Raw genomic sequence first — 13,156 nt, forward strand, 5'->3', positions numbered from 1 at the left:
TTTTACTTTGCACTCAGTTTGTCATTTCGGAGGAATTTAGAGTCGCATTAGTCTTTCAACCGTTGAGATTCCTACGGAATGACAAAGAGAATGTTGAAATTAATGCTTTAATTTTTAAAGAGATTGCTTCGTCGCTGCGCTTCTCGCAAAGACAAATAGGAATAATGGTGACAAATATCCTAGCCCCGATTGCAGCATCTGTTTGAGCTCATTTTGCAGGTTTCGGCGGCGGCTTTGCCGCCGCCGAAACCTGCAAAATAGCGAGTGCGGAAAGCGGGAAATAGCTCCCGAAAAATGAGTAATAAATAATTGGTAATAAGTAATAATTTATTCGGCTTTCAAAATTTACCATTGAGAATTCACTTAATAATATCCAAATCATAATCGTTAATTATCTGAAAGCTGTATCTTTGCACCGCATATAAAAAACATTTATGAAATACGCAAAAAACATCCTTGAAACTATTGGAAATACACCACTTGTAAAGCTTAATAAGGTTTTGGGTGAAGATTTTCCGGCATTAGTTTTGGCAAAGGTTGAGACCTTCAATCCTGGGAATTCTGTGAAAGACAGAATGGCTCTGAAAATGATTGAAGATGCTGAAAAAGATGGGAGACTAAAACCCGGCGGAACCATTATTGAAGGGACTTCCGGAAATACCGGGATGGGATTGGCTCTTGCTGCCATCATCAAAGGTTACAAATGTATTTTTGTAACAAACGCTAAACAGTCAAAAGAAAAATGTGATATTCTTCGTGCGGTAGGTGCTGAAGTAATCGTTTGTCCGACAGACGTTAAGCCTACAGATCCGCGTTCTTACTATTCGGTTTCTAAGAGATTGGCAACGGAAACAGAAAACGGATGGTACGTTAATCAATACGATAATTTATCAAACAGAACAGCACATTACGAGTCTACTGCACCTGAAATCTGGGAACAGACTGACGGACAATTAACTCACTTTGTAGCCGGAGCCGGAACAGGAGGTACCGTTACAGGTTGTGGAACTTTCTTTAAAGAGAGAAATCCAAACATTAAAGTGATTGGTGTTGATACTTATGGTTCTATTTTGAAGGAATTCCACGAAACGGGTGAATTACATTATGATCACGCTTACACGTACATCACAGAAGGAATTGGTGAAGACATTATTCCTGAAAACTATGATATGTCTGTAATTGATCATTTCGAAAAAGTGACTGATAAAGACGGAGCAATCTACGCTAGAAAATTAGCTAAAGAAGAAGGAATTTTCTGCGGATATTCTGCGGGAAGTGCGATTGCTTCTTTGATTCAGATGAAAGATCAGTTTACGAAAGATGATGTAATTGTTGTTCTTTTACACGACCACGGTTCAAGATATGTAGGGAAAATCTACAACGACGAATGGATGAAAGAAATGGGTTGGTTGGATTAATCAATTTCATTATAAAAACAAAAATCAGAGTAAAATTTACTCTGATTTTTTTATTGTTTGATATTTTTCTTAAATACTTGCTTCAATAAGCTGTACTCTTTTTCGCTCATTGATTTTCGTGGAAACATATAATTGAATTTTCCTTCCAGAGAAATAAATTCGTTATTTGATTCAAAATACTTAAAATCTTCCCATTTGCTTAATTCTTCCTGATGATTAAGATTGACATTGAAAATTTCATCATTAAATCTCAATTCATAGATTTTAGAATTTTCCAGTGATTTTAAATATTCGTTAACCTGTTTTTTCCATTTTGAAACTTTGTTGATACTTAAAGAAAGATAAACCGCACAAAGCAGAAATAAAAAGCTTACAAAATATAAAATCCCAAATTTTTCTTTGCTTAAATCACCTTTAAAACAAAAGAGAATCAACAAAATCAATCCTACAACAATGGTTGTAACCGTTTTCCCTTTAGTGGTCTGCGAAAAAAATAAACTTCCCTGATTACCATTGAAATAAATTTCTTCGAAATCCTGTCTTTTAGGTTTTAATACAATAACCTTTTCTTCATTCATAATAATTTGATCTAATATTTACAAAGATAGGATTTTCATCCTATCCTGAATTAAGTCGTTCCTTTGGAACTCCTTAAATATTGACAAATTATCCATCTTCATATTTATTGCTTATTCTGGAAAGTTTGTTCATTAATTCACGATTTTTACGTTTTAAATCTTCCATTTTACGAAGCATATCATGAATGACTTCTAAACCGGGAAGATTAATTTCCAGATCATAATGCCAATTGGTAAATCTTTCAAAAACCGGCAGATCTTCATACATCAGATAACGAATTTCATTTTCAGTCTGAATAGTCAACAAACCCGAATCTACCAATTCATCAAAAAAAGTGATCTCAATATTGTATATTTTTACGAGCTCTTCTCGCGATATTCTTTCACTCATAGCCTAGGAATTTTTAAGTTGTTCAAAAAGTTCTTTTTGCTTTTCTGTAAGATTTGTCGGTAATTTTACTTCATAAGTCACAAACAGATCACCAAATTGTCCTTCTTTTTTGTATACAGGAAAACCTTTTCCTTTCAATCTCACCGTAGTTCCGCTTTGTGTTTCGGGTTTTACTTTGAGGTTGACACTTCCATCCAACGTATTTACTTTTACGTCGCCACCTAAAACGGCGGTGTACAGATCAATCGAAACTTTTGTCTTTAAATCATCTCCAATTCTTTCAAAATCAGAATCAGCGGGAATATTGAAAGTGATGTATAAATCCCCACTCGGACCACCATTTGCTCCAGGATTTCCGTGGCCTTTTAACTTAATTTGCTGTCCGTCATACACTCCTGCAGGAATCGTAATTCTTACTTTTTTGCCATTAATATCAAAAGTTTGCGGATGAGTTGTTGCGGCATCTCTTAAATTTAAATTCAGTTCTGCATGAACATCCTGACCTTTAAATTTTCCTGATGCACTTCCTCTTGAACTTCTGCCAAAACCACCACCTTCTCCACCAAACATACTTTGGAAAAAGTCTGAAAAATCTTCACCTTCGCCAAAATCAGCACCGGAAAATCCACCACCATAATTGCCACCCTGATTTTGATATTGTCTTTGTTGTTGCTGAGCCTTTTCGTATTCTTCACCATGCTTCCAGTTTTCACCGTATTTATCATACTTTGTACGATTTTTGGGATTACTGAGAACTTCATTGGCTTCATTCAGCTCCTTGAATTTTTTTTCCGCTTCTTTGTCGTTGGGATTAAGGTCAGGATGAAGTTTTCTTGCCTGTTTTCGGTACGCTTTCTTAATCTCATCCTGCGTCGCGCTTTTATCTACGCCTAAAATTTTATAGTAATCTATATAAGCCATAAAAACGATTATTTACTCAAATTTAACAAATTTATGCCTGAAAATAATATAACGGAATGTTAAAAATAAAACTATCTTTGATAAAAAACCTGCATGAAAGAAGTGTTTAAAAACTACTCAGGAATTATCCTTTTACTCCTCGGGATCACTGTTGGAAGCATTATCGGAATCGTTGCTCCCAATTTTGTTGATTACATAAAACCTTTGGGAGATATTTTCCTGAATCTTCTTTTTGTAAGTGTAGTTCCGTTGGTGTTTTTTGCCGTCTCTAATTCTATTGCTTCCTTGGAACAGCAATCGAAATTTGGCAAAATCATGCTGACGATGGTTTTTACTTTTCTTTTTTTCATTTTAACAGCCGCTATTTTTACCATTTGTGTTGTTTACCTATTTCCTGTTTCCGGAGTTTCGGGAAGTAAAGAAATTGTGGAAGAAGCGGCTAATAACGACAGTTGGGGAAATAGAATTGTCGGCTTCTTTACCGTGGGAGAATTTACTCAGCTTTTTTCAAGACAAAATATGCTGGCTCTTTTAATTTTTGCTTTCATGACCGGATTTTCGGCTAGAAAAGCGGGAGAAAAAGGACAGGCTTTCAGATCTTTTATTGCATCAGGATATGAAGTGATGAAGGAATTACTTTTATTAATTATGAAAGTAGCCCCGATTGGTTTGGGAGCTTATTTTGCTTATCAGGTCGCGACTTTAGGACCTCAACTTTTCGGATTTTACGCTAAACCTTTAGGCTTATATTATATTGCAGGAATTGTTTATTTCCTAGTATTTTTTTCACTGTATGCTTTTATGGCAAACGGACAAAATGGAGTAAAAAGTTTCTGGAAAAATGCAATATACCCTACTCTTACCGCTTTAAGTACGTGTAGCAGCTTTGCCACAATGCCCGCCAATTTACAGGCTGCCTCTAAAATTGGTATTCCAAGTTCTATTGCTAATCTTGTGATTCCGATTGGGACGACTTTACATAAAAATGGTTCCTCAATGTCTTCGATTATTAAAATTTATGTTGCTTTCTTAATTATCGGAAGAGATTTTTTTGATCCGATGAATCTACTTTTAGCATTAGGAATTACTGTTTTTGTAAGTATCGTTGCAGGTGGAATTCCAAATGGTGGATATATTGGCGAAATGCTGATGATCTCGGTTTATAAATTACCTCAGGAAGCCATTCCAGCGGTGATGATTATTGGAACATTGGTTGACCCTTTGGCAACAGTTTTAAATGCGGTTGGGCAAGTTGTGGCCTCGATGTTTGTGAATCGGTTTGTGAAGACTTGATTTTTTGTTTAAACACAAATCTCACGAATATTTTTCACGAATTTCCACAAATAATTTAAACGCAAATATCTGTGTTATTTATGAAATCTGTGGAGACTTTTAACCACAGATTTTCACGAATTTGCACAGATTTTTTTGTCTCTCGGTTTTTGCGGGTTGAGCAGATTTTTATTCACTGCGTTTTACAGGTTCTAAGTTTTTAAATTCTTCAGGAGTGAAAAGCTTGTATTCTACTTTAAAAGTTTTTCCTAAAGGTGTTTCTAATGAAAATCCGCCTGGCCCGAAACCATCCACAACATCCAATGTAAAGTGAGAATATTTCCAGTATTCAAATAAATCGCGGTCGATCCAGAATTCGTGACCGTTAATAGTTCCGATCATTGCATCATTCATTCTTGGATAAAATCCTCCTTTTTCGAAACATTGAGGTTGGGTTCCTTCGCAACATCCTCCGGCTTGGTAGAACATGAGATCGCCATATTTTCTTTCTAGCTCCCAAATAACTTCTAGCGCTTTTTCTGTGACTGATACTCTGGATATTTTTGTTTCCATTTTTTTATTTTATTGGATTTATTAAAGTTAAAAAATATATAGTGTAAATTATGTTTATTTTTCATTTTATATAGAATAATACCCGATTACAAGTTATATTATTAAAAAATAATGGAACCCATTTTTATTAACCAATTTATATCTTGTTACACATAAAAGAAATTTATCCCTAAAAAGAAATGCAATAAATATGAACATAGAATTGATAATTTTTACTAACATTTTTTAAATGAAGATTAAAAATATAAATGCTGAATGGATCTAATCCGATTCAGCATCTATAATAACAAAAAAAGGCTTACAAATTATTACTATCTTGTAGTATATCCACCATTTGCAAAAATGGTTTGCCCTGTAATCCACCAGCCATCAGTTACCAAAAACTCTACCAGTGGAGCAATGTCTTTAATATCTGTTAACCCACCCAAAGCTGCAGCTGATTTGTGATATGCAACAGCATCATCAGCCTCTTGGCCATAGAAAAAAGGGGTATCCATAGGGCCGGGGGCAACTGCTGTCACAGAAATTCCTCGTGCTCCAAATTCTTTTGATGCTGCTCTTGTGAAATGCTCTACAGGCGCTTTCATACCTGCGTAAGTAGAATATAGTCCTGTGTAAGCAGCAAGAAGTGAAGTTACGATAGTACATATTTTACCTCCATCGCTTACCTTTTTTCCGGCTTCCTGAAGGAAGAAATAAGCTACCTTTGAATTCACATCAGACATGATATCATATTCTGCTTCTGTGGTTTCTGTAAATGGCTTCTTTAATACCATACCCACTGTATTGATTGCAATATCTATAGCTCCAAACTTAGCTTTGGTTTCGTCAAAGAATTTGGTGATATTTTCAACATTTGTTAGATCTCCCTGAAACAAAAACGCCTCAGCTCCCAAAGCCTGTATTTCTGCTAATGTTTTTTCGCTCTCTTCTCTTGAGCTTTCGCTGTTGTAGTGAATTGCAATCTTAGCTCCTTTTACTGCAAAATTTTTACTTAATAATCCACCTAAGTTTTTACCTCCTCCGGCGATCAAAACTACTTTTCCTGTCAAATTGTGTGTTGTCATTTTTTAAATTTTGTTTTAGTTAATATTATAATTTTGTTTAATTTTTAGCTGAAAAGTATTTTATTACTTTCCTTTTTGTTAATCCACAAATATTAGTTTAGTTTAAAGAAATAATTCTATTTCGCATATAATTTCCGCCACTTGGTTACCGTATTCCTACTTAGATTAAAATAATTTGCCAGCTGAGTATTATTCAGCATTTGTTTTTGCTGGTAATCCAATATTTTTAAAATAGTTTTTTGATCGTAAGATTTACGTTTTTGATTAAAAGCCAAAGTATCTTTATCCTTTAGATTAAATATTTTGGAATTGAGGGTAATAACATCCATGATCGAAAATTGCTTCTTCTCAAGATAATTTTTGAATTCATCTTTTCTTTCCGGATATTTTTTTATGATAATATCTTCAAATATTCTTTGATAATCAGGTTTACTATTTTTCATTTTTGTAAATTCTTTCTTAGGCTATGGTTGATTTTTTTAGTGAAAACTACATCTGCAATTTGTATCTTTTGATGCTGAGATGTTATTGTACCTCATCAGATTTGCTTATCCATTTGTATAAGGTTGTTTTGGGGATTCTATAACCTTCCATAATCTGTTGTTTTGTTTTTTCACCAGACTTTAGAGAATCAAGAATAAAATCTATAATTTCTTTTGTGTATATGTTTTTTCTAAACTGTGGTAAAGATGTTTCTTTAGATTTCATCTCTTTTTGATTTGAAGAATAAAACAAAAGGTGTTGAGAATAGATTCTAAAAAAATCATATTCCAGCAGTTTACTCCATCTTAACAAAATACTAGAATCAATGCTTGTTGACGCATACATTTTTTCAATATCTTGTTGCTCACATCCTAAAAATTTACATATCCGAAAGATGTCGATATTTGTCTCTTGTACTCGCTTTTCAATCAGGTTACCTATGTGTATATTCTTAAAGTCCATTTTAAAATAGTTTTTTATTTTATCTGTTATATCTTCATTTAATTTCTGGTTTTCATTCAAAATCTGAATTTGTATCTGCATTTAAGAAACTTACGGGAATTCCTTTTGCTTTTTTAAAACTATTAATAACTATAATTAGCCTTTTCTAGTCACAGAAAGAAATATTTTCTTTTCAGTACCAACTTCCATACACCACCATTTGAATTCATACCATCTGTAGGTAACAGGATCCACCTGAACCTGTAAATTGGTTGTAATAACTTCTGCAGCAGAATTAGTCCAGAATACAATATTGTTGGCATCAACCTGTACAAAGTTTCCTGATGTCAAACTATTGTTAAGAGAAGTTTCATTTTCATTTACCTGAGTTGCAAAGGTCTGATAACTTACCAATTGTGTACCCGTCGCAACATTATAGACTCTAGGATCATAATATGATGAGCTTACTCCCTGTAAATTCATTTCTAACCCGTCTAATTGAGGTAAAGCAGAAAGACTGTTTGCAGTAACATAAGTTTTCAGGTTAAAAGAACTCGCATTTGCTGTAGCAGCAGGAACAGTGTAAACTCTTGATAGAGTTTCCCCGATATTTATAGTACCACCACCTGAACCGGCAGTTGTTGGAAGACCAGTAACATATCCTAATACACCATTCGCATCAGCAACTACCGTCCTTGTCGCTGTAAAAGTTTGGTTTTGAGTTGCAGAAGCACCTCCGCCACCTTGAGTATAAATTGCATTAGCTGTTCCGTTTAAAGGAAGAACTCTTAGACGGGTATTTCCGTTGACATCAAGTCTTTCGGTAGGAGGAGATGTATTAATAGCAACATTTCCTTCCCCTGTTATTCTCATTTTTTCTGTACCGACCGCACTTGAGCCTGCACTTGTTGTAAATATAAGAGGGGCAGTAGTTGTAGTATAACTAGTCCCTAAATAAAATCCACGGGAATCACTTGTTGATACTATTTGACTTGCGCTCTCCGGATCCTGAAACAATTGAAGATTAGAGTTTATTCCGTTACTATTATTATCATCAGATGCTATAATAATACTTCCTCTCTTACCATTGCCAAATCCTCTTTGGTTTATTCCTCCGTCATTATACCAGATTGTAGACTGTTCAGCACCGGCAAAAGTTAGCGAAAATCCATTATTGGTTAAAGTTCTGCTGCTTGTTAATGATCCGTTATTGTTATAAATATTCACATCATTTATTTTCATTTTCTGCCATGCAGTTCCGTCAAAATAATAATATCCTGCAGAAGTAACGTTAATAGTCTGCCCTGCCGGAGCCGTATCAGCTGCTGTTGCATAAACTATTGCAGCTAACTGGTTGTTTGTATATGTTTTAGCTCTCATCTGGCTTCCTGTTAACCTTGGAGCTCTTATACCGTCCAGAATAGTAGCAGTAGCAGGAGTTCCTGCAACATCTAATGTAACTTGAGGATTGGTAGTCGTTATCCCGACATTGCCTTCTCCGGTGATACGCATCTTTTCCGTCGCTAATGCACCTCCTCCTATACTTGTGCTTATGGTAAGCGGGGCAGAAGCAGTAGAGCCATTTGTTCCTATATCCAGAGAGGTGGAATTAGAAGCAGCCTGAATTTGTGCAGGTCCATTATAAAACTGTTGTAAAAACAAGTTAGAACTGTTCCCTCCGGAAATTACAATTGCACCATTTCCTCCAGAACCCTGACGGTTTTCCTGGTACAGAACACCCGTCGTGCTCCACGAAGTCCTTTGATTTGGTCCAGTAATATTAAATTCTTTACCATTCAATGTCATTGTTCGAGAAGCTCCAGCTCCTACTAAAGAGCCATCAGAATTATATATATTTTTATATAATACTTTCTGCCATACATTTCCGTCAAAAGAATAATATCCAGCTTCGTTGATATTAACTCTTTGTCCAGATGTATCACCTCCTGATATATCGGTAATATAGATCAAAGCACCTCTCTGATCCGCTGCATACGTTGCGGTATTGGCTGTAAGCTCAGCACGGGTAAGACGTGGAGCCTGAAGCCCCAATATCTGGGTATTATCCGTTATATTGCCTCCTGTATCACGCTTGGCACTTACGTCCATTGTTGTTTTAGGAGTTGCTGTGTTTACTCCGATCTGGGCTGAAACTGTTGCACTTACTAAGATAAGCGCTCCTGCTAGTAATGTAAATTTTTTCATTAGTATTAGAATTTTGTTTTTAAATATTGCTTGTTTTTATACTTGTACTCAAGTTTCCATTGAAATAATATTTTCATGGTTTGTTAAAATCAGAGCACCCCTTTTTAGTGATGATTACTCTAAAAAAATATTAGTTATTTAGTTTTGCATTATAAATTCGAATTATAATAGTGTACTGATGGTTGCTTATCAGACTATTTAATGCTCTTATTAGATCCCTTTATTTTCTGAACATGTTCTAAACTGTAACCCATCGCATTTTTATCAGTTTTCTTTGCATTAATCACTATTCCCCCTAAGCCTATATAAGCATTCATCTTCATGGCATCATCAGGAGAGAACCAATCTTTATCTGAAATAACAACATCATATTTACTTTTAAGATCAACCGCAGATAAATCTGTATTAGACAAGTCCACATTTACATCTGACAGGGTAAAACTTTTCGTTTTCTTTAGTTTTTCCGCGAGATTATATTTCAACGCAGACTCCAGCTGGCTGATCAATAAATTATTGTTATTCACAAAATCCCATCCGTCCTTTGTGTATCCTATTTTTATAAGTTGGGCTGCTTTGGCGCTTGCACTGCTTCTGAAACATTCTGACCATGCCGGGGGAGATCCCTGATACCCTTTTACACATTTATCCGTCAGATCATATATCATCATTCCCGGTTGAGGATTGGCAATTACTCCGGTATTGGCTACCCTGTTAAGATACAGGGCCTTATTATTAGAGGCAAGATCCAGATCCGCACTTTCATGAGGCGTTTCTGTCTTCACCCCTATTTGGCTATACATCATGGCACTCACCAAAAATGCTAATGTTTTTATCAACTGTTTAAACATCATTTTCTTAATTATTTGGTATTATTAGCTAAATAAATCACTGTCCTAATTTTGAATACATCTCACAGCATGGCCATTCATACGTGTACTATTTTCATAAGGTCTTGCATCTTGTGATGCACCGGCTGAAAATTCATAAATCATGACATAAATATACCCTGCTGCCGGAGCTACAGCTGTTGTGGTGGTAGAACTCCAATATCCTCCAAAGTCTCCAAATGTTGCCGAATTTCCTGCACGCGTAGGCTCTAAAGACATCTTAAGTGCCGTATTGTATCCAGAGTTGTTAAATCCTTCGCCTGTTACACGTGCTCTCGCCATCCAGTTATTCACTTCAAAAGTCGCAGGCACTCTGAAACCGCGTGGACAAGGGTTGTTGGCACTCGATTCACTTTGCCATAATGTATTATCCAGGTTTACCCTCCAATCCGAAGTAGCATTTCCTGTAGTAGTATAGATAAATTGTGCGTGGGTAGGATTATCACTTTTTACAGTACTCACGGTATTTACCCCTGTGCCACTGGATCCATTCGTCCAGTTCATCAGCTCATGTCCATCAGGCTTTCTGCCCCATTCGAAACAGCTTCCGAATGCTCTGAAATCATTGCCTGCCGTAGCTTGCTGAAGAGGATTAAAATTGGCATTTCCCACTAGGGAATAGGTAGCCCCCAAATTATTATTCAGCCATATTTTTCCATCTTCTGCCAATACCGGGAGATAGAGGAAATTGTGCCTATTTTGGGTACCCGCTCCTCCATTATCCTGCAATCCAAACATTCTGTCGGGGATACCCGGGATATCTCTCAGTTCATAATTCGTTAATGCTCCTGTGCTGTTATAAGGATACTGAAACATTCCCAGTAATATTCCCAGATAATCGGTACCAAGGCCTGCATTAAGATCTAACTGCTTTACATTAAGTGTACCGCCAATAGATCTTATAGTTGCTGTAATAGAAGTTGTAGCGCCAGTGTAGGCTTGTGATGCCCACAGAAGCTCCAATTGGCGAGAGATTCCATCCTGAGTGAGAGATGCCGGAACGGTAATAATACTGCTCCAGGCATTGATGTTTCCGCTTCCCGAAGCATTATCCACAGGGATACTTACGGTAATACCAGTAGTGGTGATAGTTCCCTGTAGATTTAATAATGTGGCTTCATTCACTCCGTCTGCGTTTACCGTATTGGTAGTCGCGGGTCCTGTAGGGGCTGTGTATGGGAGATAATCCTGATCATATAGGGAGATCATCCAATATTTTCTGTTCTGCATTAAAGTGATAGAACCCGGTAATACTCCTGAAGAATTTGCAGTAACAGGGAGCGATACAGTACACGTTTGCCCGCCTATACTGATAGGAAAAGAAGCTGTTCCCGAAGCAGATGGAGTACCACTTACTGACAAATGAAGACTTCCATTTCCTGTTGCAAATAGACCAGCCTGCAAAGTCGCCGTTAGTCCGGTAATTCCTGTTGATGCTATGGTTTGTGCAGGATAATAGCCACCATCCCCTCCATTATAAGGTACTGTAAGTGTCCCGGAATAGGGCTGTCCCTGTGCAACTCCCGCAGGATTCAGCGTTGCAGAACTACAGGTAAGAGAAGTTATTGTTCCGGAAGCTACCGCCGTTCCGCTGAAGCAATCAGACCATAGCGCCGGAATACCCTGATAGGCTTTTATACAATTGTTTGTTACATCATAAATAATCATCCCTACTTGAGGATTTGCCACAGCTCCTGTATTGGCTACTCTATTAAGATAAAGTGCTTTATTGTTAGACCCCAATTCAAGATCTGCACTTGTATGGGGGGTTGGTGTATTGATTCCGATCTGACCTGATACTCTTGTCATCAAAAAGGAAAAAACCACCGTAGCTAATAGTAATGTGTTTTTCATATATGTATGCTATTTTTATATTTTTTTGTTGTTTCAGAATTTATATAATTTTCCCATGAATGCTGCTTTTAAATCTTTTATAGAAATAACCGCAGTATTGTTATCATACATTGTATAGAGCCGGAAAAATTTGTTTGACAGAAGAATACAAGCGTATGTTTATTCTTTAAATGATATACAGATTATATTCTTACAGTAGCATCAGCTTTGTAAACTATAATAATAGTGACAAAGTAATCTGGTGGTATACTAAAATGATATTTCAGCATATATTGTGAATCCTAAACAGAAATGCGACCTCATCATAAATTGTTTGTTTCATACTTCTATATAAATCTGCTAAGATTTCTTTTTTAAAACTGTATCAGAAGAGATACATTGTAGTGTAGTTCGTCATAATTTTTTTGTTTTTGTGTTGTTTTTTTATTTTAAAATAGAAGAAGGAAGACTGAAAAATGCCTTCCTTTTTCCCTTGAGTTTTTATGGTTTCCAGAAAGACCAAACTGTACCGTTGTATACGGCAAGCTGTCTTTTTGTAGTATCATATACCATCATTCCCGCACTCGGATTAATGATGTTAAGATGTGGACTTGCCACTTTTGGTAAGACCATTGCTTTATTGGTGTCTCCTAATACAAGTATTCCCGGCGTATTATCCGTACCTCCTGTTGTGTAAATCGTAACTTTAGCTCCGGGCTGCTCTGTCTTATCATTTCCCTGAATACTTAGATCGGCTGTTCCGGTAGTATCAACACTTAGGTCGAACCAGCTGTTATCTTTCAGGTATTTTACTTTATGATCTGTGGTATCGTAGATTACTGTTCCATTTTCCGTGATCCCGGTTTTATCTGTGACGTATGGGAGAATAAGTCCTCTGTTTTCTGTATCACCAAATTCCAGAGAAACAGATCCGTTTGACACACTCGCTTTACTGATTCCAATCTGCGCATGGATACAATAAGTGGAAAAAGAAACCATTAATAATGTTATTATTTTTTTCATTGCTATTGAGTTTATGTTTAATAAAAAGGAGGCTGAGACATGAATTCCTCAACCCCCAACCATA

The 13,156-nt window shown here is 36.3% G+C and carries 13 protein-coding genes; 2 read left to right on the top strand and 11 right to left on the bottom strand.

What is annotated here, in order from left to right:
* Positions 1-434 precede the first annotated feature (434 nt).
* Positions 435-1,418, top strand: a complete 984-nt coding sequence (locus tag AC1Q7L_RS20005; protein WP_066756066.1) for a PLP-dependent cysteine synthase family protein — start codon at positions 435-437, stop codon at positions 1,416-1,418.
* A gap of 50 nt (positions 1,419-1,468) precedes the next feature.
* On the opposite strand, the gene AC1Q7L_RS20010 is transcribed toward AC1Q7L_RS20005, so the two are convergent.
* From AC1Q7L_RS20010 to AC1Q7L_RS20020, 3 genes are all read right to left on the bottom strand, one after another.
* Positions 1,469-1,996 (bottom strand): hypothetical protein, encoded by a 528-nt coding sequence (locus AC1Q7L_RS20010; protein ID WP_492307565.1) that lies wholly within the window; start codon positions 1,994-1,996, stop codon positions 1,469-1,471.
* Positions 1,997-2,084: 88 nt separating this feature from the next.
* On the bottom strand, positions 2,085-2,387 hold the full coding sequence (locus tag AC1Q7L_RS20015; RefSeq protein WP_492307564.1) for a chaperone modulator CbpM: 303 nt from the start codon (positions 2,385-2,387) through the stop codon (positions 2,085-2,087).
* A gap of 3 nt (positions 2,388-2,390) precedes the next feature.
* A complete protein-coding gene (locus AC1Q7L_RS20020; protein WP_492307563.1) occupies positions 2,391-3,308 on the bottom strand; it encodes a DnaJ C-terminal domain-containing protein in 918 nt (305 codons plus the stop codon).
* 93 nt (positions 3,309-3,401) lie between these two features.
* Here AC1Q7L_RS20020 and AC1Q7L_RS20025 point away from each other — a divergent pair, with 93 nt between their 5' ends.
* Positions 3,402-4,601 (top strand): dicarboxylate/amino acid:cation symporter, encoded by a 1,200-nt coding sequence (locus AC1Q7L_RS20025; RefSeq protein ID WP_492307562.1) that lies wholly within the window; start codon positions 3,402-3,404, stop codon positions 4,599-4,601.
* A gap of 168 nt (positions 4,602-4,769) precedes the next feature.
* Here AC1Q7L_RS20025 and AC1Q7L_RS20030 read toward each other — a convergent pair whose 3' ends face one another.
* From AC1Q7L_RS20030 to AC1Q7L_RS20065, 8 genes are all read right to left on the bottom strand, one after another.
* A complete protein-coding gene (locus tag AC1Q7L_RS20030) occupies positions 4,770-5,153 on the bottom strand; it encodes a DUF779 domain-containing protein (RefSeq protein ID WP_492307561.1) in 384 nt (127 codons plus the stop codon).
* 311 nt (positions 5,154-5,464) lie between these two features.
* Complete coding sequence (locus AC1Q7L_RS20035) at positions 5,465-6,220, bottom strand: SDR family oxidoreductase (protein WP_492307560.1); 756 nt, start codon at positions 6,218-6,220, stop codon at positions 5,465-5,467.
* Positions 6,221-6,336: 116 nt separating this feature from the next.
* Positions 6,337-6,663, bottom strand: a complete 327-nt coding sequence (locus tag AC1Q7L_RS20040) for a helix-turn-helix domain-containing protein (RefSeq protein ID WP_492307559.1) — start codon at positions 6,661-6,663, stop codon at positions 6,337-6,339.
* Positions 6,664-6,745: 82 nt separating this feature from the next.
* Complete coding sequence (locus tag AC1Q7L_RS20045) at positions 6,746-7,246, bottom strand: transposase (protein ID WP_492307558.1); 501 nt, start codon at positions 7,244-7,246, stop codon at positions 6,746-6,748.
* A 54-nt stretch (positions 7,247-7,300) separates the two neighbouring features.
* Entirely contained in the window at positions 7,301-9,349 is a 2,049-nt protein-coding gene (locus AC1Q7L_RS20050) for a phage tail-like protein (RefSeq protein WP_492307557.1), read from the bottom strand.
* 194 nt (positions 9,350-9,543) lie between these two features.
* On the bottom strand, positions 9,544-10,200 hold the full coding sequence (locus tag AC1Q7L_RS20055; RefSeq protein WP_492307556.1) for a phage tail-like protein: 657 nt from the start codon (positions 10,198-10,200) through the stop codon (positions 9,544-9,546).
* Positions 10,201-10,242: 42 nt separating this feature from the next.
* Entirely contained in the window at positions 10,243-12,090 is a 1,848-nt protein-coding gene (locus AC1Q7L_RS20060) for a phage tail-like protein (protein ID WP_492307555.1), read from the bottom strand.
* A gap of 480 nt (positions 12,091-12,570) precedes the next feature.
* Complete coding sequence (locus AC1Q7L_RS20065) at positions 12,571-13,092, bottom strand: phage tail-like protein (protein ID WP_492307554.1); 522 nt, start codon at positions 13,090-13,092, stop codon at positions 12,571-12,573.
* Between the last annotated feature and the right edge of the window lie 64 nt (positions 13,093-13,156).

The sequence above is a fragment of the Chryseobacterium sp. GW823-FHT05E08 genome (assembly GCF_058795655.1).

Coding starts and splice junctions, on each gene's coding strand:
- AC1Q7L_RS20060 (WP_492307555.1), bottom strand. CDS start 12,090: ATGAAAAACACATTACTATTAGCTACGGTGGTTTTTTCCTTTTTGATG.
- AC1Q7L_RS20055 (WP_492307556.1), bottom strand. CDS start 10,200: ATGATGTTTAAACAGTTGATAAAAACATTAGCATTTTTGGTGAGTGCC.
- AC1Q7L_RS20040 (WP_492307559.1), bottom strand. CDS start 6,663: ATGAAAAATAGTAAACCTGATTATCAAAGAATATTTGAAGATATTATC.
- AC1Q7L_RS20030 (WP_492307561.1), bottom strand. CDS start 5,153: ATGGAAACAAAAATATCCAGAGTATCAGTCACAGAAAAAGCGCTAGAA.
- AC1Q7L_RS20025 (WP_492307562.1), top strand. CDS start 3,402: ATGAAAGAAGTGTTTAAAAACTACTCAGGAATTATCCTTTTACTCCTC.
- AC1Q7L_RS20015 (WP_492307564.1), bottom strand. CDS start 2,387: ATGAGTGAAAGAATATCGCGAGAAGAGCTCGTAAAAATATACAATATT.
- AC1Q7L_RS20065 (WP_492307554.1), bottom strand. CDS start 13,092: ATGAAAAAAATAATAACATTATTAATGGTTTCTTTTTCCACTTATTGT.
- AC1Q7L_RS20010 (WP_492307565.1), bottom strand. CDS start 1,996: ATGAATGAAGAAAAGGTTATTGTATTAAAACCTAAAAGACAGGATTTC.
- AC1Q7L_RS20035 (WP_492307560.1), bottom strand. CDS start 6,220: ATGACAACACACAATTTGACAGGAAAAGTAGTTTTGATCGCCGGAGGA.
- AC1Q7L_RS20005 (WP_066756066.1), top strand. CDS start 435: ATGAAATACGCAAAAAACATCCTTGAAACTATTGGAAATACACCACTT.
- AC1Q7L_RS20050 (WP_492307557.1), bottom strand. CDS start 9,349: ATGAAAAAATTTACATTACTAGCAGGAGCGCTTATCTTAGTAAGTGCA.
- AC1Q7L_RS20045 (WP_492307558.1), bottom strand. CDS start 7,246: ATGCAGATACAAATTCAGATTTTGAATGAAAACCAGAAATTAAATGAA.
- AC1Q7L_RS20020 (WP_492307563.1), bottom strand. CDS start 3,308: ATGGCTTATATAGATTACTATAAAATTTTAGGCGTAGATAAAAGCGCG.